Genomic DNA, 21054 nt, shown 5'->3' with positions numbered 1-21054 from the left:
TTTATTTCCAGTTCCTGGATGAAAACTGCTCACCGATGAAAATGGCACCACTGTCATTTAAATCAATATTTGACCGTGGTTTTTCAACGGTGACACCATCTGAGTTTCCCAACGGAAGGCTGTTGAAGCCACCAGCAAGAGATTCAAAGAACTTGGCGGCAATAGCCTTATCTTCATCGCTGTCCATGCGGATTAATGCTTGCTTTTGGCTCTCAGACATAAACACGGAAGCTTTTTCGATGGCCTCCATCATTGCGTGTTCCCGGAATAGATTTTGCCTTGATACATTATCAAGCGTTCCCTGGAGCTCCTGCACCACACTCTCAAACATCAAGACTTTAGAACCAAGATCTGCAATATCATCGGCATCCATGACACTGGCGCGTTCCCAGTAATCCATAACTTTCTCTGCACAGCCCTTAAAACCAACAGACTCAAGCATGTGCATAATGCCATCATGCTCCGAGGTCGCCGATATGCTCTCGAGCATCATTTCCATTTTCCGCTTGTCGATATAGGATGGATGTTTCACATAGTCAAAGCCCCAGAGAGCAGTAGCAACAGCGCCTGATGGCGTCCTATAGCCGTCCACAGCCCATGAAAAGCCACCAACACCAGCATCGTCCATTGCTTTAGCTGCAATGCCTCCCGGCGTGTTCAGAAAGTCCTCCGTATGAGTTACGATCCCTTCATCACTTACAGATATGTCCACCAGCACGTTTGATGGAACGTTTTCAATAACGACAGGTTTTCCGTCTATATAGACAATTTCGACCTCTGCCAACTCCATTTTGTCAGCAACTTGCCGGCGAACATGGCCGAAGTAACCATACAACTCCCGAAGCTTAAGCCTCTCCTGGAAATGTTTATTTCCAATGATCGATCTGACAGCGTTAATCAGATAGCCACGACCGTTACCATCCGAGCGCCCGTGATTTCGGAGATCAAACTCCTTCGTTACAGTCCCTAACACCTCATATTTTTTTGCCATTATTCACTCCACAGATTAACTAAATGACTATTCACCAGAGCCTTAACCTTTTCGTCTAAGCCGCCTTCTACACCCTCAAACATGCCCTCACCATCGGACGGCGGGTTTTTGGCTATCTCACTGAGCACTGTTTCAATGGTGTCATTGTCTAAACCGGCTTCTCCCATCATCATCTTCTTGAATGTTTCACTACCACTGAACGTTCCCTGCATCATCATGTCCATCAGCGTGACAACAGAGGTGCAAAACTCGATCTTGGAACGGTTCTCATCAGCTTTTTCGATGGCCAGAGCCGTGTTGACACTGTGGAATTTGACAGTGAAGGGTAACTTGTTCCTGGGGAATGCTTTCTTGTATTTGAATGCCAGGTGAATCTCGATGATCCGCATAACCGCATCCCGTATACCGTTACGGATCCAGATAGCTCTCATAGCTGCAATGATGGATGTTCGAGCCCAGCCACCTTCTCCGAGGCCTCCGCTCATCATATCGGCCCAGCCAATCATGGATGGATCAATGCCCAGTGAGGAACACAGGCGCTTGAGGTTGAAAATCACATCCTCGATGCCGTTAATGTTTGGGCTTGTTTGTTGGGTATCCACAGTCATACCGCCCTTACCCCCCGTTAATAACGGGATCAGGCGCGTAAAAATGGATGGACGGCTCTTGTTGATTCTTGCGTATTCTCGCTCGGCTTCAATATCCTTCTTGAATTGTGTACCTACTTGGTTCAAGTAATTTGCTGCTGAGATTGGATCCAAGCCGTCCATGCCTATGCCAACGATCCTGTCAGTTTTGCTTGCTGCAAATCTGGCGCCTCTTAACCCGCCCAGGGTTTCATTGAACTCCATGTACGCTGTGTATGAGTTTTCGAGAAAGGATGTGCCATAGTTTTGAGTCTCCACCGGCTTTCGGCGGTGAACATCATCATAAAGCGAATATTGCTTCGGCCCGTTTACCGGCGGCTCCGCATCAAGGTCAGGCGTCCAAAACGGGATCTTGCACCCAACTAGCGCCCAGGGTTCAGCCAATCTGAGATTGTCACCTTCAAATTTTTTGAGATATTCACCGACAAAACCACACAGCAAGCCGGCTCGCTCATACTCTTTTACCTGGTGGGCCAACGTGAACCAGTTTGATTCTATATCTGTAATCCCAACACCAGGCGCCCCATACGGCCGGAGATAATGTACCCCGTATTGCGCCATCGGCATTGCCCAGCTGGCCACAGCGTCATTAATCATTCCGCCGAGGTCTTCCATTACTTCATCGGCAAGCTCTTTAAACTCAGGATCCGCAGATTCAATCGTTAAGATATTCCCGGTTTCCATATCCGGCGCCAAAGCGTGTGCGATATGCATCTGCAAGGCGGCACTTATCAGTTCGTTATTGCCCATCATTTGATAAATGGCATAACGGGACATTCTATCTTTGGGCAGAACGTACTCAGGCAACCAACCCGATGATTTGTTGAGTTTGCCAGTGTTATCGCCAACTAAATCCGAATCGGCCGGGAAAGGCATTCCGACTGATCCAACTGAATCATACGCAATGGATGCATCATCAGCGTCTGACTGCTGGTAGCCGCGGAACAATGTCTTAAATGCCCCCAACAACCCGTCATTTGATTTTGTCTTTTTCACTACTCACCCGCTCATTGCAGTAATTGACGGCATGATAGCCAGATGAGTTGCGGCCAATAAAAAAACAGGGGAATTAGCGGTTTTGATTGATGCCACTAGAGTGGCTTTACAGGATGGACACAGACAACATTCTGTATTCTGTACTACATCGATAAAGGTTTTTAGCAATAAAAAACCCCGCTTGGTGGCGAGGTCAAACTTGCGTTTATTTTTTTTTATTGTCTTTGCGGTTGCCAATGTTGATGTCACCAACAGAGATTTTAATTCCGCCAGTAACAGCTACAATGACGATCACAGAGAGCCACATTTCTATGGGTGTCATATGATCACTCCTTTTAGGAAGCAGCCGCGCCAGCGCCCTATTTCAGCCTTTTTGGGTACTGGTTAAAGTCGTCAATAGGATTTTCAGACTAACGCGACAAAGGTTTATGGGCCTACTTTTTGCTGAACCAGGACACCACATCCCAGGAAGTAGGAACATAAAGGGCAGAACATTGTCCCGCCCTTGTAACTGATTAGTCAGTTGCAAGGGCGCCTCTTAGCGTCGATCTATCAATCACTACTGAGGCAGTATTATAATGATATGTCCTTGATAGGCAACTTTATTTAAGCCAAACAAAAAACCGCCCATACAGGCGGTCTTTTGTTTGGCTGGTTAGGCCGTTTGGCTGTGGTGAGGCCAAACATATAAAACTAAGCAATCTGGCTAGTAAAGTAGCCGCGCTAGTCTGAAAATCCTAAGCAAAGGTTAACGACATCTGACGGCTCTGTCAATAACAGTTTATTCTCAGCTCTACCAGTGAGCATATAAAACAAGGCATTCACAGAAATTCTTAATCCCCCGCTTTTTTAAGTTCACATCCCCCTGATTGTTAGCATCGCCACAAGCCAACAAACAGGAGCGATCAATGCTTGAAATCAAAGACGTAATCAAGGCGATTGCGGAATCAACAAACGCAGACGGGGTAAAAAAAGTCTTATCCAAGTTTGTATTTGATTCCTCTGAACCCTGGAGCAACACCGGCCCGGCAATGGGCATAGAGAAAGTGAACGGGGTAAGCCTTAACCGAGCAAGGAAGGAAGCAAACGCCGCTGCAGTGTCAATACTGCAGCGAGTAGGAACGAATGCAGAGCTGCTCACTGATGAGGATAAACAGATCTTACGCCAATACTCCGGCATTGGCGGGACTGACACCGAAAGTGACACTGGTGGCCACATCCATGAATACTACACCCCGACAGAAATTGCGGCCGGTATATGGGATGGCTTACGTTCCATGGGCTTTAGCGGCGGTAACACGCTAGAGCCGTCAGCTGGCGCCGGTGTATTCCAGGAAATGAAACCGGCTGGCACAGTTATCACAGCCACGGAAATAGATCCCACCAGCAGCGCAATTAACAAACTGCTACACCCGGAAGATGCCGTATTTAATCAACCTTTTGAGCGCCTGGCAGCTGATGTCGAAGATGATCTATTTGATAGCTGTGTTGGTAACGTCCCCTTCGGCGCGGTGAGAGGCGCAACCGCCGCCCTTGACCCATCCCCTCTATCTGCAGAAATAAAGGCAATTGACGCCTATTTTGTGGCTCGAGTAATCGACAAAGTGCGCCCTGGTGGATTGATTGGTCTAGTTGTGCCAACCGGCATTATCTCCGGCGCAAAGAATAAGAAGCTGCGCCGCATTATCAGTCAAAAAGCCGAGTTCCTTGGCGCACATCGACTCCCCAGCGGGGTATTCAGCAACTCTGGCACCGATGTTGTGACAGATATTTTGTTCATGCGTAAGCATCCCGAGGATCTGGCGGAGCTCTTACCCAACCTGGCCGATTCCGTATTGAAAAAAGCCAACGTGCTCTGGCCGACATTCATAAACGGCAAGTGGTTTGAATCTGCAGAGGGCAAGCGGTTCGTTCACGGCGAATCAGAAACAGCAGCATTCCAAAATCGCTTGGTAGTGAACAATACAAACAACCTGACCAATGCAGCTCTTAAAGAGAAGCTTTCGCACAAATTTGAAAGCCGTATTGACTGGGAACTGATAGATGCCTCCGAACCCCTGCCGATTGTTTACGCCGAAGGTGACGAAAAGCTGATCAACGGGCGCTGGATGAAATTCGTTGCCGGCAATTGGGAGCCGATCAAGCTGGTGGCCGATGATGGAAGCATTAATGCAGAGCGGTACGGCGCGAACACATTCGCAGGCCTCGAGAGCGCGCTATCTGAGCCAGAAGGCGCGTTATCGCTGACTTATGAACAGTTGATGGCTGCATATAATGACTTCCCAGGACTATTTACCGGCCCCCTGAGAGACTTTATTAAACTGGCCTACGACCAGGAGCCAAAATATCGAGAGCAGGTTATACGAGGCTCTATCATTGGTATGCGTGTCCAAACGCTGCAGGCTGGAGCCGACAGCGACAGCACCGCCCTGGCCGTAGCCCGGGATCTCATAACTGCAGAGTTAAATCGGTTCGGCATCCCGGCCCGTACCGGCAAGCTGGCCATTTTGACAGGGCGCAATGCGAATTACTGGAACATTTTTGCCACCAGCGTGGACAAAGACGGCAATTTTAGCGATCTGCTCAATGGCAAGGTTCGCAAAGGCGAAACAATCGCTTATGACCCGACTGATGCGACTCAAACAATTGGTTATCTGTTCAGTGTTCGAGATCTAAATCCTGTTCCCCTAGATGAGTTTGCAGAGCTTTATCAGGGGCAAGCAAAATCCCTCTCTGAGCTCGCAAAACTTCCAGGCGTGGCCATCACACCGGATGGGAACCTCGCACCTATTGACCGCGCCACCAGCGGCAACATTGTAATGAGCATCCATGAAATCAAAAACGCAATGGCCGTTCCTGGTATCGCTCCCGACATACTCGACAACTATCAACGACAGCTGGATTTAATCGAACAGAAGCGAACCAGAACACACGTTGACGCCATTGACTTTAACCTGACGGCCAAATGGATCCCGAGGGAGTATGTGAAAGAGTTCCTCGAGGAGAATGGATACTCCCGAATGACATACTCAAAGATCCTGGAAGATGAGGACGGCTACCAAGAGGAGGTTAAAGACTACCAGGGCCAAGATGGTGTTTTCGGTGGGTACAAAGGCGGCTTTGACGGGCAGCTGATGAAGTACCTGAATGGCGGTGGTATTACGAGTAGTCGCAAAGACCTAATCAACGAATACAAATCAAAGATGCGCCGGCTTGAAGAACAGTTTTCAAAGTGGATCCGACAGCATGACGATATTGACGCATTAACAGACTTATACAACGACACGTTTAACGGCTATCTGCGTGTAGAACATAGTAATGCTCCGCTTCAACTTACAGATACATCGGGCGAGGTTATTAACTTCGACTATCAGTGCGCCGAAATCCGCCGATTAAGCGAAAGCGGAGGCGGTATATGTGGCTTTGGCACAGGTTTGGGCAAGTCTTTCACGGCCCTGGGGCTGGTGGCATATAACACTCAGCTTGGCCGAGCTCGGCGCACTGCCCTGATAGTGCCCAAGCCTGTCATCGAAAACTGGTATCACGAAAGCAAAATGTTCTACGGCGTCCACATAAGCAAAGTGCTGTTTGTCGGTGTCACTCCAGAGTTAAATGATGATGGCAGCATTAAGAAAGCGCCTGTACTTGATGAAGAAGGCCAGCCAAAGATAAACCCAAATACCGGGAATCCAATTATCCGCGATGTAATCTCCTTCGCCGACACAGCAGAAGTGAAAAAGCGGCTAAACATGATCCCGCAATCAAACTACTCCCTGGTTGTTATGACTAAGGAGCAGTTCGCAAGCATTCCAATGCGTCCAGAGTCTGTCGGCGATTACACCATGAGGATGGTCGATCGAGGCCTTCTGACTGGCAAAAAATACGTTGCAAACGCGAAGAAGCACCGGGACGCGATGAAGAATGAGCGCTTCAAACAGAAGTATGCGGACACTGGAACGACCAAGGCCCAAGACGTTCCGTACTTTGAAGATATGGGTTTTGACAACATCATTGCCGATGAAGGCCACAACTATCGCAATTCATACGCAGCAGGCCGCGAAAGCTCAAAATTGGCTTACTTGCCAACTGCCGGCACGGCAGATCTCGCTGTGGACATGGCCCAGAAAGCCGACTACATCAAAACTCGCTTTGATGGCCGAGGCGTAACACTACTTACAGCCACCCCCACTGTTAACTCCCCAACTGACATTTTCAACATGCTCTCTCTTGTTGTGCCTGCAACTGAATGGAAAGAGTTGGGGATCATGGATGTTGACGACTTCATCAAAGTGTTTGGTGAGACAGAGGAAGTTCTTGTCCAGAAAATATCTGGCGAGGTGGAGCTGAAAACAGCCCTGGTTGGTTTCAAAAACTTGTCCGGCCTTCGCGCCATTTTTCACAAATATGTGAATCTAAAAACGGCTAAGGATGTATCTGCAACTGTTGAGATCCCAGACCTGGATGAGGCCGAAGTTCAGTGCAACATGAATGCGGCACAAGCTGATCTCTATGAGGAGCTACGCACCCGCGCCGATGAGCTAAACAGCAAAGACCCGGAGGAGCGCAGACGCGCCATTGAGAGAGGAGAAAAAGTTGATTCAGTATTCTCAATCATTAGGGATATGGATCGGGTTACTACAGACTTAGACCTGTATAACCACACTCTCACATTCACGTTTCCGGAAGCATACGATGAGCAAATAAAAACCCTAGCGGATCTGCTGCCCAAGTCAATCAGCGTAAAAGACGTAGGCGAAGATAAAGCTGATGAGCAGTCTCTCATTGATGCTGAAACCGTTACACTCGATACAGTCGTGAAGGTTCGCAGGGACACTTCGGGGGCCGTAGTCCTTGTAGTCAGTGAACACCTTGAAGATATGGTATTGAAACTGCTCAAGCAGCTATCAGTGCCTGAATCAGTAATCAACCACCCTATTTATCCCAAGTATGCACAGCTCATCGAGAAGCTGAAAGCCGGCCTCGAGGACGGAAAGCAGATCATATTCACTGAGGAGAAAACGCAACACAGGAAACTCAAGCGGATAATAGCCAATAACCTGGGGCTCTCTCCTTCTGAAATTGGGATCTTAAACTCTGATACAGCAAGTGGAGGGAAACGGAAAAGCAAAGCAATTGATCCTGATAGCTTTGAACAAGAAAAAGCGTCACTTGAGGATATTGCCGCCGACTATAACGAAGGCCGTTACAAGATCCTTATTTGCAACAAAACGGCAGAGGTCGGCGTTAACTTGCACATTGGGACGACAGATATTCACCACTTAACACTTCCTTGGACACCTGCCTCAATCAAACAGAGAAATGGCCGCGGTGCCCGGGTAGGCTCAAAGCAGAAAAAAGTCAGAGTTAACTACTATGTGGGTAAAGGCTCCTTCGATGAGTTCAGACTCGGCAGCTTGAAGCGTAAATCTGAATGGATGTATGAGCTGTTCAACGGTGACGCCGACCGAATGGGTAATGCTGACGCAGAAGATGCTGGCCAAAGTTCTCTCCTGCTGGCCAAAGATCCGGAGGAACGCGCAGCCCGTATCGCCGCCGCCCAGAAAGAAGCTCTGGAGAAAATACGCCAGGCCGAGATAGCCCGGGCAAATATCGACCTCAACAACTTCTTGAAGGCATCTTTTGACCTGCATGCTGATCCCGAACAAGCCAAGCAAGATTATCTCAACAAAAAGGCCAATGTAGAGCGCCTTGAATCCACCTTGGCAAAGGTTTCTGAATCAGCCGAAAACTATGAAAACTACGCAAAGAAGGCCAAAGAAGATGGAAGTCACATGCGTACTTACTACGAAGATGAAGCCAGGGGTTACAGACGCCAGGTCAAAGCTACTAAAACGGCCCTGGAAGCAGCCAAGAAAGAGGTTAAGATTGCCCAGCGCTTAACAGCACGACTCGACAAGGCCCACGATATGACTCGACAGCTGAAACCTGCAGTTGCCGATGCCATTGCTAAAGGTCTAATTGAAGTGCCACCAATGATCATCGATCAGCCGGAAAAATTTATGCTCTACAACAACAGAGTTTATAAAGTCGGCGCCATGTATAACCACACCGAATATCAAAAGCACTCAAGCAACATTCGCCGCGTTTTGCAGGTTACGTCATTCAATTGGGACTTGAAGATGGCCGCTGTAGAGGTTCGGTATACGTCATATCAATATGACAGCAAGAAGGCCGGGCACACGATGAATATCTCAATCTCAGCCCTGGGGAGTGAAACAAACATATCTGAGACTGAGCTCAGCCTTCGAAATTGGGCCATGGAAAAACACACTCTGGCCGAAATTGTGGAGAAAATTCCCGAGGAGCTGTTTAGAACCTTGCTGAAAGAGAACACTATCGCTATCGATGGCGACGCCATTTCTCGCTACTGGTTGATCTCTGATAATGGCGGGTTTGATGTGGTTTCCATGAATAGCGAAAAGCTATCAGAAACGTTTATCTATCCAGATCCAAACAATACGGCACTCAAACAGCGTGTTGCAAAGTGGCTGCTGGAAAACCGCAAACACACATCTGACTATTCAGCGCCTAAGCCGCAGCTGGTGGCCCTCTATGGCGAGAAGTGGCTTAATGCCATTGAGAGCTACGGAAACACGGCGCCAGCCTCAGAGGTTACGGCCTGGGCAGCCAAGACTGTTAGTGATTGGTTGGCCAAGGATGAAGTTCAGGCAAAACTTGCCGAGTATTTGGATCTGAAAAGTTACTCTTTGCCGAATGAGTACATACTCTACCGCGAGGCATCAAGTCTCATACCCGCAAACTATGACAATCACCAAGACTTCAAGGATGCAATGGCGCAGGCCTGGGCCACGAAAGAGGCCGAGTTCAAGCAGAAGCGACAAGCCGAAATTGAGCGCCGCGAGAAACTTTTCAAGGCTGGCAGGACTGCAAACGCCACAGCTACCGATGAAGACAGAGCCAAGCGCATGGAATGGCTACTGGAAGCCGTCAACAGCAGTGATACCCCCTCAATGATTGACCGAGTGATGGGAACGGACTCTGTTTATCTGGATGTATTCGGCGACTATGGCGCCATCGGGGCAATATTTGACGATCTGGTATTATTGACCGATAGCCACATGCCTGATTACTCGCTGGACTGGGCCAAAAAGGGAGTGATCAGCGCTCTAACCGATCTAACCAACGCATCCAACCGAGCTAAGTACCAGAGTGTCATTGATAAGCTGCGAAAAACACCCGAGCCGGAGCCACAGGAGCAAGAAAAGGTTGCCGAGGTACACACGCAGGCAAAAACAGAGATAACGGCTCTAGAGAGCGCTCAGGAGTTTGAGGGAATTACTGTAAAACTTAACTCTACAGTGATAATGAATCGAAAGGTACGGGTAGACATTGGTACCGTTTATTGTATCCATGATCCTAAAGGCCTTGCCGGAAAACTCTATGAAAACAAGGAGGCATTGAAGGCATTAAGCCAAGGTGTATTCTACAAAAACGACAAACGGGGCGTTTCTGAGTGCCCAGGTTCTTGGTGGTTTGTACCATCTACTATCGAATTGAAAGATATTTTGACTGCAATAGAGGTTTCTCAATAATGACTATCAGCAAAGCAGTAATACCAAGCGCTGAGGATTTGGCCCCCTTGCTCGATGAGGCCACCAGCCAGGGCGACATTTCAGAGTCTGATTTTGTCAGCACATTTACCAAGAATTGCGCTGAAAACCTCAAGACTAACCCATCGCTATACAGGAGCTATGGCCCATGGTGGTGGGCACTCAAACAATTGCTGGCAGATAATGGGCTCTCATTTGGTGAAGAAACAGAAGTCGCTACTCTGGCCCGTTTTGACTATGACAGCCCCGCCCTTGTTTGCTGTGCCGCCTGGGCATATCAGGACTACATTGTAAAAAACGGCTTCCTTTATTCGGGGAAGCATCAATACCCTGTCACTGATAGTGATGAGGATGAAACCTACTACTTAACCGATATGGATATGGAAGCATTGGCAATAGGTTAACAAGCAGGAAAAAGGGGCCATTACGGCCCCTTTTCTCACTGTTGTAACAGTTCATAAAAATCAAATAGATTGGACAAATTGACTTACTCCTGTTTTGCAGCGTTTTAAGTTGTTGGCCAAGGTAAAATCAAATATCTGACGATTAATGGGCTCTAACTCGCGTGACAGCTCTTTGTGAAAAACGTGGTATCCGATAGCCCAATTTTTTAATTTCAGCTTTCTACAGCCGATGTTAAACAGCCTGGCGGCAAACTCCTTATCCTCTGCCCCCCACCCTACAAACGACTCATTAAACCCATTTACAGCCAAGGCGTCAGCACGGAAGAACGCCATATTACAACCATGGATCCCGCCTGTTTCAGATGAAACAGTTGATCGCACTCGAGATAGGAACTTACAGCGCAGCGCATCAAGCCGATGTTTCTCAAATCCTCCTTTAAATAAGGATGGATACTCGTCTGTATACAGCAACTGCTGTGAATATGACTCGGTTAAACGCACTCGGCGGCCTGCTACAAACTGTCCCTCCCGGGCTACATCCAAGTGATCAGCAACAAAGTGCTTATCCAGAATCATGTCACCGTCCACAAAGATGATGTAATCACACTTAGCCTTGGCCATAGCCAAATTGCGACTACGCGACAATCTATATCCTGCATCTTCTTGCCAAGAATGGATGACTTGTAACTCGGGGTGTTGGTATTGGAACGAAGTAATAACTGCGAGAGTTTCTTTACCTGAGCCATCATCAGCAATGATGATTTCGTCTGGCACTCGAGTTTGGAACGCTACGCTTTTAAGCGTTTTCAAGAGCGCTTTGGGCCAGTTGTAGGTTGTGATAATCAGAGAAACCGTTGTACTCATTTTCTGCTTTCCGTATTTGCCAAAATAACTTTGTTAGGATAGATCCGTTTATTCATCACTGGCAATGGATTTGTTTTTGTTAGCCACCTTTTTGTTATGGCATCAACTAAACTCCCGCCAATTTCAAACTGACTCAGACATAGTGGAGCATTGTAACTTCAAATAAATAAGGAGTTTCAATATGAAGTTTTACTATGGTTTAGGGGATCAATTCACTGCTGTAACACTCGCAAAGCGGGTTTGTAATGCCCTGGGTAACGGCAACAACAACACGGCCAATCGCCTATTACTCGAAACATGCGCAGCCGAAACAGTGTTAGGAACATACAAGGATCCAACCGAAAGATACGCCGGTGCGGGATTATCACAAGTAGATGAATCAACCTTCGACTGGCTTAAAGAAAAGTTTCAAAGTCGGCCGGAAGTGGTAAATGCACTATATGATGAGTTTGGTTTTACGCTGAGCAAGGTTCAGTATGTCGAGCTTGAGCTTAGCCCGTTGCTTGCCCTGGTGTTTGCTCGCTTGCGGTATAGAACAGTGGCTGATGAGATCCCGGGTACCATTCGTGGCCGAGCCGAATACTGGAAGAAGCACTACAACTCATCTGCAGGGAAAGGAACTGTTGAACACTACATCGAGCAGGCCAAAAAGCTGGATGAGCTCATAGGAGATTAATGATCCTTTTCTGGGGGCTACCGCTGGTGGCCCTTTTTAAAGGATCCATGCATCTTTAAAAAAAAGCATTGGAAAATAACACTTATTATTCACTGACTGATCCAATAAAGATCCTATTTGATCCTCAAAAGATCCTAAGAGATCCAGGGGTATAAAAATCTCTCTGAAACCCCTATCACAGCTGACTTTTCAAAAAAGCCCGGTGTAGCCTAATCGGGTTGTTGGTGTAGCCTGAGCGGGTTGCTGGTGTAGTCTAATCAGGTTTTAGGTGTAGTCTAATCAGGTTTTTCGGTGTAGTCTGAGCGGGTTCGATAACAAAAAACGTGTGCATAACTACATGGAAAATTTAGAACAAAAGACGTTACCCCTAGTCTTAATCAGCGATTCGGGCGAACCCCAGCTATCATGCTCAACAGCAATGACTGTGCAGCCTAACGTTTTGCTGAGAACTGGTGTTTTTACCCCTGTCGGTCGAACCAAAGCTGAGACTTCTATCCACAAGGATCTCACAGAGGAGTTGCGGCACCTGGAGATATGCCACAAAGAAGGTTACGACAAGGTACTGATCTCAGGCTCAAAACTCAATGTTGAGACTGATTTCAGAGTCTGGTGCGGTATTATCTTGGCGTTCAGCCACTATGGACAGTATAGCAATGAGATAGAGCTGTCTTTTGCTGAGTTTGCGCGTATGTGTGGGTACCCGGCAAGGCGCTTTGATGCAAAGCTACGGCGCCAGATAGATGCGTCTTTGGCAAGGATCCGCGGGGTTAATTTGTCATTTCAAAGAAGGGGGCAGGTAAAGTCTTCTCACACAGGCTTATTGCACAAAGCAAAGTTGGATGAAACCCGCGACATAGTTATTTTGCTCGCCGACTCAGATATATGGGATCTTTATACCCTGGATTTCAAAGTCCTGGTTTCCATGAAGGTGTTGTCAGAACTGCCCAGGGCTGAGGTGGCGCAGTGCTTGTACTTGTATTTTTTATCACTGCCAGAGGATCCACACCCCATATCATTTACTCGTATGCGAGAAAGGCTGCAGCTATCAACTCCAGATAAAGAGGCTAACCGGAGAATCCGGCTTGGTATTGAAAAGTTGGAGGATGTGGGTTTTGTTACTGGATTTTATACACATAAGCCAGGTTCTAGAGAAACTTACTACAAGATCACATCCAGGGATAAGAAGTTGGGCCGGCGCGATATTGAAGATCTGCTTTGATAAAACTGGAGCCCGATTAGGCTACACCTCTCCCTCTCGAGCTACACCAGAGCCCAATTAGGCTACACCCTGATTATTGAATCCTTAATAATCAGGTGGTTAGCTGTTACCCGTTTTTTGTCTTTCTTAACTATGAGGTTGCTTTGCCATGGGTTTATTCTTTTAAGATGGCAGCGCAAACTCGTTATTTCAGGCATTTAGCAGAGATTACCCTGCTTTAGAGCCCGATTAGACTACACCCTAACCCTCCAGCACTACACCACAAGCCCGATTAGACTACACCCTAACCCACCAGCACTACACCACAAGCCCGATTAGGCTACACCCTAGCCCACCAGCACTACACCATAAGCCCGATTAGGCTACACTCTGGCGTAAAAAAGCCGCCCGGAGGCGGCCTGCCCGATTAGGCTACACCATTAATAGCGCAAGGGTTCTTTGCCCTCGCCTGCTCGGCGGCGATCAAGCTCAAGCTGGATCTCATCTTCGTTAGCGAGCTCTATGGACTCGGTAGAGAATGCCTCGTTAAACTCATCATCTGCTGTAACCGCGTAGCCTGCAGCCTCAAAGATATTCTTCACAATGACCGGACTGGCAATGCCATTGAAAATCAGGACACCGCCAAAATCCATATTGCCCTCTAGAAACGAATCTACGCCCTCTTTAAGGTCTTCCGGCGCCACAGTATACGCAGACCGAGAAAAGGCCTTCTTGGCTTCAAATTGCAGCTCAAATTCGTCAATTTCACCTCGGATAGCCAGCTTCATTGTTTTGGTTCCTCATTTAGGGTTTTGGCTGCTGCCATGATTAATTCAAAGTATTCTCTGTGCCTGGCCAGCATTCTAATGCCTTCTCTGTCAGATAACAGTTCAAAACCAGTAGAGATCAACTCAGTCGCAGAGAGCTTTTCCAACTTGTTTAGCTCCTCACCATATACGTAAAATTTACTTTCATAAGGGCTGGTGAGGTAATAATTCACATAGTATTCATTTTTGCGGAATGACCGGCCAGGAATGTCATGGAGAGAGGCAATCTTGGGCCTTGGGGCAATGGCCGCTCGCCGGCGGAGCTCTGCGAAAGCTAACTGTTTCACTCCTGGGTTGGTGTCTTCAATTGCATGACCTACTTCGTGCCAGGCTGTGCCGCGCCCGAAGTGCTGGCCCACATTGATTCTTACTTTGTCTCCAAGGTTTTCACAGTAGGCCCGGGTACCTGTATATACAAGCTCTATATCACCAGGGACATTGCCACCCACAAGCCTACTGATTTCATTAATGCTCTCAATTGCTTTTTCGTGTGGAAAGTTGGCCTTACTCAAAGCTTTCTTAACTTCGGGGCTCTCGAGTGATACGGATGGCTTAATGCTGAGGTTTTTCTCGATAGCTTGTGATACGAAAGATTCAATGTTGTCTACGACAGTATCTGGTATCGCTGCCTTTTGCGCGTTCACACATACGGAGTAAACCCTCATGCCGAATATTCGAGGATCTGGCAGTGTTCCTTTTTCCTCGAACTTATCCCAGGCGGTGACGAAACGCTTCATGCTTTCTTGACTGTTGAAACGTTGCCATGCCTTGTCCCTTCTGGATTGAATATTGGCAATTTCCTTTTCCCATTTCGCGGCTTCTTTCCTGGTCTTAGACTCGGCATATTTTTTCTTGGCTGCGTCAATTTGGCGCGTGAAGCTGCCAAGCAGATCATTGGCGACAGTTCGCCGCAGATCCTCAAGCATGTCTCCCTTTGGAGTTTCCTTGATAGCGCCAAAATAGAAGTCAATCAATTCAGATAAAGCGGTCTTAATCTCTCCAGTGCCTACCTGGCGCACTTCTGACAACAAAGAGTCAGCTACAGCCTTTCCATTAACCTTCATCGTACCCAATACGCTATCAGGGAATAGCTCTGGGTTTAGTTCTCCGAATACGGCCCTTTGATAATCATCAGCGCTTAACGCTGTGCCAGCCAGGTAGTTAACCAAACCGATAGGAGTTGCTGAGGCTATTGGGTACCGAATGGTTAACTCATTGGCACCTTTCTGTGCTCTCAGTAAATCGCCACTGACGATTTGCTTTACAGCCTCGGCAATTTTGAGAGTATCAAGGCCAACAGTTCCGAGTATGTTTATCCATGTAGCCGAAGCCCTGGATCCGAATAGCTTTTCGGCAAGCTCGGCGTCAGAAAGAGCGGTCGGCCCTACAGATTTTTTAATCTTCTGGTGCAGCGTTAGGCCGTGAACCAGGAAAAGAAAGTCCCGCTTTGATGCTGCAGTAACCAGTATATTAACCAGGCGTTGATAGGCTGCATCTTGATCTGATACATCATCAACCGACATCAGTAGAAACTCGACTATTGTGCGCTTTACTGCAGCGGTGGAAGTCGCATTGCTCAGCCTGGCTTTGACAACATGGAACGTCTTTTCTTCGATGGACTCCATAAAAGGCCTGGTGCCCTGGCTCTTGGTGTCGTTCTCCCAATTACAATCCCGGGCAAACTGCTCTCTATCCACATCAGATAACCTGATCCGAACAAGCATGGGGTGAGATAGTGCTTCAACAACAGCTTGCTTTATACCGAACTGCTCAGATGTGGCCACCAGCTTTTCTCTATAATCCGCGGCGGATCCTTCGGCGTATGCTTTGCGAATGGCCATCACTCGCCCATTCCCTGATTCAGTTACCATGTCTTGCCCCAAGATGGGCGCCCCGTCCGATGTGAACTTAGACTTGTTCAGATTGGCGAATTTTAGCGAGCCAGATAGGCGACCAATCTTGTTGACGCTCTCAGGGGTTGTTCTATCTCTTGGCTGCAACTCTGCCGGATAGAGCTCGTTAATTGCTCCGTTGAGGCTATTGGATACCAGGGCTGCTCCATGTTCAATAACGGCCCACATGACACTGACGCTGTAACCCGGGCACGCCAGTATTGTTTCGGTATTCCCCAACTGCTCTGGGGGGATGTTCGTTTTCATTGCTCACCTGTTTTTTTTGCCCTGTTGAGGCGTGCTTTGGCATTGGCCAACTGCCGCTTGACCTCACTCAATTCCATCATCTTTTGTTGGATTTCATGCTTAAGAGCTCTTGACTCACTACGCAGGCGACACTCTTTTTCTGCAACCATCACAAGGTAATCAAATGGCTCAATGACACATGAGCACAGTTCGCATTTTATAGTGCGGGTGTGAGCATCAAGGACAAGCGATGAATGGTTACACCTGCGCCTCGTTGGAGAGCGAACAAGTGTTAGAGAGGATTTGGCATTTTCGGGAAATTGGATCGTGTTCATCGGCTCAACTCTTTGGTAAAGGGCAGCGATGCTGCCCTATTCCGCTAATTACGCTGCTTTCAGATCTGCATTGGCTGTTACCCACGTAATGGCCCCTGCTTTGATTTGCTGCAGCGATATTCCCTGGGAGTCCAACTTATCAATTACCTCAAAGAGTTTTTCTGCTGGCTGCTCGTTGAACTCGCCGGCAAGGTACTTATTCAGCAGCTCATTTTCCGTTGTTGGCTCCGGTACCGGCGTGGAGTCAGTACCTTTGGCTTTCAGCTTTTTGAAATTGGCGGATACCTCGGCTTGCATCTGCAGTTTTTGCCGGAGGGGTAGCTTTTCCTCCTTTAGCTGCTGGATTAGATCTTTGTTTCTGCGCTGCAGTGCCAGCTTTTCTCTGATTGATAAATTCATTACTGCGCGGCCTCCAGTAGTTCAGTTATGCGATCAGAAACCAATTCCGCCAGCTGTTCGTTTTCGCTGTATGTACCCTCAGCTTCAAAGGTGTCAATCGCAGATTCGAGCAAGGCCATAAGCGCATCAGGATCTTTCTCGGAATCCAGGGCATCACGCAGCTTGGCGGCCATATCGTCACTGTTCATGGTGGCCTCACTGTTGGTTTTGGTAAGGAGTGGCTTTACAAGCTCGGTCAATTCATCGGGGAGATCATCAACTGAACCTGTGTATGTTGAGGCAAATTCCGCCGCGTCTTCTGATAGTTGCTGTTGAACAAACTCGATGGCATCACTGAACTTGGCCACTTGCTTAGGGTCGCCGCCGTTGGCATGAGAGATCACCATTTCGTTGTTGTCATTTACATATAGCGAGTAGGAATAATTGCCGTCCTTGGAATAGGCCTCAATGACTGAATCAATGAAAACTTTCGGCCACTCAGCGTCTTCTATTTCATCCTTGTTCAGGATCCATCCTTTAGGCAATTTGGCGTTGCGAATGAAAGCTTTTAGCAGTTCCCTCTTGGCTTCTATAGCCCGGGCTGGCGCTTTGCTGATCCAGTCTTTAAGGTACTCGATAGCATCAGATAGGCTTGCGCCGTTATCAATAGAAAATCCATTGCCTTGGCTAACAAAGTACCGGCCATCTTTCTCATCAGTGATTGCCATATCTGCGCCGGGTAACTGCAAAGCGGTTTGATACAGTCGGTCAAACTCTGATTCCAGGCTGCTATCGACAACCTCACCAGTTTTTGGTTGAGTATGAGCTGTCGGGTCATAAGGTACTTGTAGATCCAGCATCTTGTATTTAAGCAATACAGCTGTGTCTATTTCTGCGCGATAGCGGCCGATACCCGCAAACTCCTGACCATTCGCTTCTGCAGCATCTAGCACCTCTAACGCTGTTGCCGGCAAGGCCTCTTTCTCTATCCAGTCGATAAAATCGGTCTTTGGAGCAGAGGCCTTATCAAGGTCTGCAGGGATGGCGTAAATGTATAAGGTTTCTGTTTCGTCTGTGGCGGCAGGCTGTTTATTAGGGGCTGCAGCCTTCCAGTATGCATCCCAACCGTTCCGAGTTAGCACCTTTTCATCAGCGTTGACCAATATGTAAATACCTTGCAGCCTTGAGTGCTTATAGCGCTCGAGCAAATAACCATCCTCTTTAGCTGCCTTTAGTGCGGCCCTGTAACGAAAGGCGTCTTCTCGCTCCTTGTCCGCCTTGTCTTGGTCAAAGTCTGGCGCAAAGCTGGCACTCACAACCATTGTGTTTGGTTTGCCTTGGCTGAACCAAATCCTGTTGGGGTTATCACTGCTGGTGGCCGAAACCTTGATAGCAGGGTTTAGCATGCTGTTGGTTCGTATGCTGTGTAGCGGGACACTGGCAACTATTCCGCCGCCGCTACCTTCTGGTACCGAGTCGGGATCTGTTTTGCTGACAGGAGCTGTTGGGGTACCTTCGGTGTTACCTGGTTGCTTCTGTTTTTCTTCATCGGTCAACTGGCCGTTGACGCGCCGAACCACGACATTGGCGCCGGTATCATCCTGCACGTTGTTGAGCTCATCGATAGACAACTCTTTACCTGGGCCACCAGCAATACTGACAGTTATTTTAGTGCCATCAGTGGCAATTGATTTTAGCTCCCAGGTTTCGCCATCAACCGAAATGGTTTCCCCTACGCCCCAATCATCGGCACGAACTGCAGCGGTACTATCCGGCGTATTTTTCTGTAGCAGCTTGAGTTTGGCTCGCAAAGCCCGGAGGCGCTTATTGGTTTTGTCGATAGCGATCTTGAATGTTTCCACTCGCTTTCTTGTGACGATTAGGGCTTCCTCTGTTGCCTCAGCATCTGAAACAACAGCATTGTATTCAGCATCTTTTTTGGAGAGCTCAGCCTGGGCCGTATCCAGTTTGTCTCTCTGGGCCTTTATTGCCGTCTGTCGGCTCTGGAAAGGCTTACTATTACGCTCCAACAGATTAGATAGCTTCAAAGTCACTTGTTTGAGTGATACGTCTATACCTCCATCAGGTGAAACCGTGTGTGTCACATCACGCTTGTTCAACAAAAAACGGAACGCGACAAGGGTATCTCCTGCTGCAATCTTTGCCGGATCTCCGCTTGGGGAGTGGAAGATAATTGACACGCTCTGGCCATCAGACACAGGGAATCGCACTGTTTGAGTTGCGTACCCTCCAGAGATCCGCGGTCGGGCAATTTCCGCTTCTTCTACTGATATTTCGGTACCGACCAACTGCCGAGCAAAGGCTCGCCTGAAAGCTTCCATGGTTCGTGCCAGGCGGTTAGTTGTTGTCACTATTGCCTCGAGCATACGCTCGGGTACCGGCGCATGATCATAGTGATATGTGGCCTCCAACTCCTCGAGCGTCACGGACTCAAACATAAAGCCGTTGTCAGTGTGCAAAAGGTTTTCATACTCAGCGGCGGTCATTGGTGCGCCTTCTCTGGCGCCGTCCATCAAGATCTTAATCATTAAACGGTACCCCCCAGGGATTCGATAGCTTCCACAATCTGGTTTTCCTCGGTCTTTAATGCGGAGAGTTGCAAGCGAAGCTTTTCAATTTCAGAATCCGCGCCGGCCTTGTCGTTTTTGAGTGTTTCCAAGCGACTTCGCTCTGAATCAATATTTCGATTGGCCGTTACCAGCGCTTCATTCGCCTCCACCAGCTGCTGCTTAAGGGTTTTGCTGGCCGGCTTAACTTTGCTTGCATCTTTGATAGCTGCTGCAGCTTTTCGCGCCAGAGCTTTATCAAACTTCGGTTGGTTGGCCTCCATTTTTTGACAAACTTCTTTGGCGTAAGCGTCCACTGTTCGCATTGCGTTGACGGGGATAACAACAGTATTGAGTTTGGTCTGGGTTACATCCCCAGTTTCACTGACTGTGATAGTTACGCTCTGGCCATTGATAAAAATGAACTGGGCCGTTTTCTGCTTCATGCCATCCTTCCGGCCGGCACGGTTGCTGCTGACCACCTCGGCAACTTCGCTGATCCGGTTGAATGCTGTGAGCAAAGGCTTTAGTCCACCTTTTTCTGTCAAAGGCTCAAAATCCAGCGTGAAATAACGCTGTTTGTTCTTGCTGTGTAGTTGATCCATTAGTCATTACCCCCAGGTATAACAACGTGTTGGACTGCGATTTTTTCTATCGGGAAAAGGGTATAAAGCGGATTGAGCTTGCCGGCAGTGGTGACTATTTTTACTTTGAGATCCCAATCCCCGGGGCGAACCAGATCCTCTCTAATCAGCAAAAACTCACTGTTAACGCCGGGCCGTGCAAAGTCCAGGCTTCGCGTTTTGCCGGTGATCATGGTTGAAGGGTCATGGCGATCCACCAGCGAATATCTCAATTCAGACCATTGTGGCGCCGAGCCTACCTCATACTGCAGGGCAAATCGCAACATGCCATTGTCGGCTGGGTACGGGGAGATAGAAACAATGTCTATCTCCCCGCGTTTGACAATCGCACGGTCATACATACACAGCAGGAGAACGGCGATAATCACCGCATAAGGGGATATGTCGTTGAAAAAGGTGTCAATCATTGCTTGCTACTCATGTTTAGTTTATCCGCCAGCGCTTTTCCTAAAAGCGCCGTCCAATCTTTACCCTGGCTGGCAGCCAATAGAGAGCACAGGCATGTCAGGGATTCCGGGTAGTTTTGCCACGTTCCCAAAAATAGGATCGTCATTCCCGCTACTACGGCGGAAGTGATTTCACCGGCTAAATTCAACACTATGCTGGTGGACTTGAATTTGCCTTCTCTGCTTCCCTGCAGGTAAGAGGCCAGTCCAGCCAGTATCGATAGTGCCAGCACGGTCAATATCAGCTCGGCCTCAAACACTAAAAATCCTCAGATTGTGAAATGGTATGGGTAGGATAATTGTTAGGAAGAGAAAGGCGTAAATTTGGAGGGTTTACGCCTTTGATTGAGG

General features: G+C 48.2%; 15 protein-coding genes. 4 read left to right on the top strand and 11 right to left on the bottom strand.

The genetic code is table 11. The features are described 5' to 3' along the window. Position 1: 1 nt before the first annotated feature. Complete coding sequence (locus ACSHSR_RS22810) at positions 2-991, bottom strand: hypothetical protein (protein ID WP_208251522.1); 990 nt, start codon at positions 989-991, stop codon at positions 2-4. After that, positions 991-2634: a hypothetical protein gene (locus tag ACSHSR_RS22805; protein ID WP_345870287.1), complete on the bottom strand. Its 1644-nt coding sequence runs from the start codon at positions 2632-2634 to the stop codon at positions 991-993. The genes ACSHSR_RS22810 and ACSHSR_RS22805 overlap by 1 nt, the downstream gene beginning before the upstream one ends. A gap of 908 nt (positions 2635-3542) precedes the next feature. Here ACSHSR_RS22805 and ACSHSR_RS22800 point away from each other — a divergent pair. Further along, positions 3543-10208: an N-6 DNA methylase gene (locus ACSHSR_RS22800; RefSeq protein WP_345870288.1), complete on the top strand. Its 6666-nt coding sequence runs from the start codon at positions 3543-3545 to the stop codon at positions 10206-10208. Next, positions 10208-10630, top strand: coding sequence for a hypothetical protein (locus ACSHSR_RS22795; RefSeq protein ID WP_219031540.1), 423 nt, complete (start codon positions 10208-10210; stop codon positions 10628-10630). The genes ACSHSR_RS22800 and ACSHSR_RS22795 overlap by 1 nt, the downstream gene beginning before the upstream one ends. Before the next feature lie 60 nt (positions 10631-10690). On the opposite strand, the gene ACSHSR_RS22790 is transcribed toward ACSHSR_RS22795, so the two are convergent. Then, entirely contained in the window at positions 10691-11494 is an 804-nt protein-coding gene (locus ACSHSR_RS22790; protein ID WP_208251673.1) for a glycosyltransferase family 2 protein, read from the bottom strand. Between the two features lie 181 nt (positions 11495-11675). Between ACSHSR_RS22790 and ACSHSR_RS22785 the strand changes: the two genes are divergently transcribed. Next, complete coding sequence (locus ACSHSR_RS22785) at positions 11676-12170, top strand: hypothetical protein (RefSeq protein WP_208251671.1); 495 nt, start codon at positions 11676-11678, stop codon at positions 12168-12170. A gap of 337 nt (positions 12171-12507) precedes the next feature. Further along, positions 12508-13389, top strand: a complete 882-nt coding sequence (locus tag ACSHSR_RS22780; RefSeq protein ID WP_208251669.1) for a RepB family plasmid replication initiator protein — start codon at positions 12508-12510, stop codon at positions 13387-13389. 419 nt (positions 13390-13808) lie between these two features. Here ACSHSR_RS22780 and ACSHSR_RS22775 read toward each other — a convergent pair whose 3' ends face one another. Genes ACSHSR_RS22775 through ACSHSR_RS22740 form a run of 8 tightly spaced genes read right to left on the bottom strand, consistent with a single transcriptional unit; the run spans position 13809 to position 20963 of the window. After that, on the bottom strand, positions 13809-14156 hold the full coding sequence (locus ACSHSR_RS22775) for a hypothetical protein (RefSeq protein ID WP_219031539.1): 348 nt from the start codon (positions 14154-14156) through the stop codon (positions 13809-13811). Beyond that, the gene (locus ACSHSR_RS22770) at positions 14153-16354 is read right to left on the bottom strand and encodes a hypothetical protein (RefSeq protein WP_479631556.1); all 2202 of its coding nucleotides are present in this window, start codon (positions 16352-16354) and stop codon (positions 14153-14155) included. Before ACSHSR_RS22770 ends, ACSHSR_RS22775 begins: the two co-directional genes overlap by 4 nt. Further along, a complete protein-coding gene (locus ACSHSR_RS22765) occupies positions 16351-16668 on the bottom strand; it encodes a hypothetical protein (protein ID WP_208251662.1) in 318 nt (105 codons plus the stop codon). Before ACSHSR_RS22765 ends, ACSHSR_RS22770 begins: the two co-directional genes overlap by 4 nt. Positions 16669-16716: 48 nt before the next feature. Then, positions 16717-17067 carry a hypothetical protein gene (locus ACSHSR_RS22760; RefSeq protein WP_208251660.1) on the bottom strand — a complete coding sequence of 117 codons (351 nt, stop codon included), beginning with the start codon at positions 17065-17067 and terminating at the stop codon, positions 16717-16719. Beyond that, the gene (locus ACSHSR_RS22755) at positions 17067-19595 is read right to left on the bottom strand and encodes a defense against restriction DarA-related protein (protein WP_208251658.1); all 2529 of its coding nucleotides are present in this window, start codon (positions 19593-19595) and stop codon (positions 17067-17069) included. Before ACSHSR_RS22755 ends, ACSHSR_RS22760 begins: the two co-directional genes overlap by 1 nt. Continuing rightward, positions 19595-20218: a defense against restriction DarA-related protein gene (locus ACSHSR_RS22750; RefSeq protein ID WP_208251656.1), complete on the bottom strand. Its 624-nt coding sequence runs from the start codon at positions 20216-20218 to the stop codon at positions 19595-19597. Before ACSHSR_RS22750 ends, ACSHSR_RS22755 begins: the two co-directional genes overlap by 1 nt. Continuing rightward, positions 20218-20664, bottom strand: coding sequence for a hypothetical protein (locus ACSHSR_RS22745; protein WP_208251655.1), 447 nt, complete (start codon positions 20662-20664; stop codon positions 20218-20220). Before ACSHSR_RS22745 ends, ACSHSR_RS22750 begins: the two co-directional genes overlap by 1 nt. Next, complete coding sequence (locus ACSHSR_RS22740) at positions 20661-20963, bottom strand: phage holin family protein (protein ID WP_208251654.1); 303 nt, start codon at positions 20961-20963, stop codon at positions 20661-20663. The genes ACSHSR_RS22745 and ACSHSR_RS22740 overlap by 4 nt, the downstream gene beginning before the upstream one ends. Positions 20964-21054 lie beyond the last annotated feature (91 nt).

This window comes from Shewanella sp. VK101 (assembly GCF_056497865.1).
This window is presented reverse-complemented; position numbering and strand designations above follow the sequence as displayed.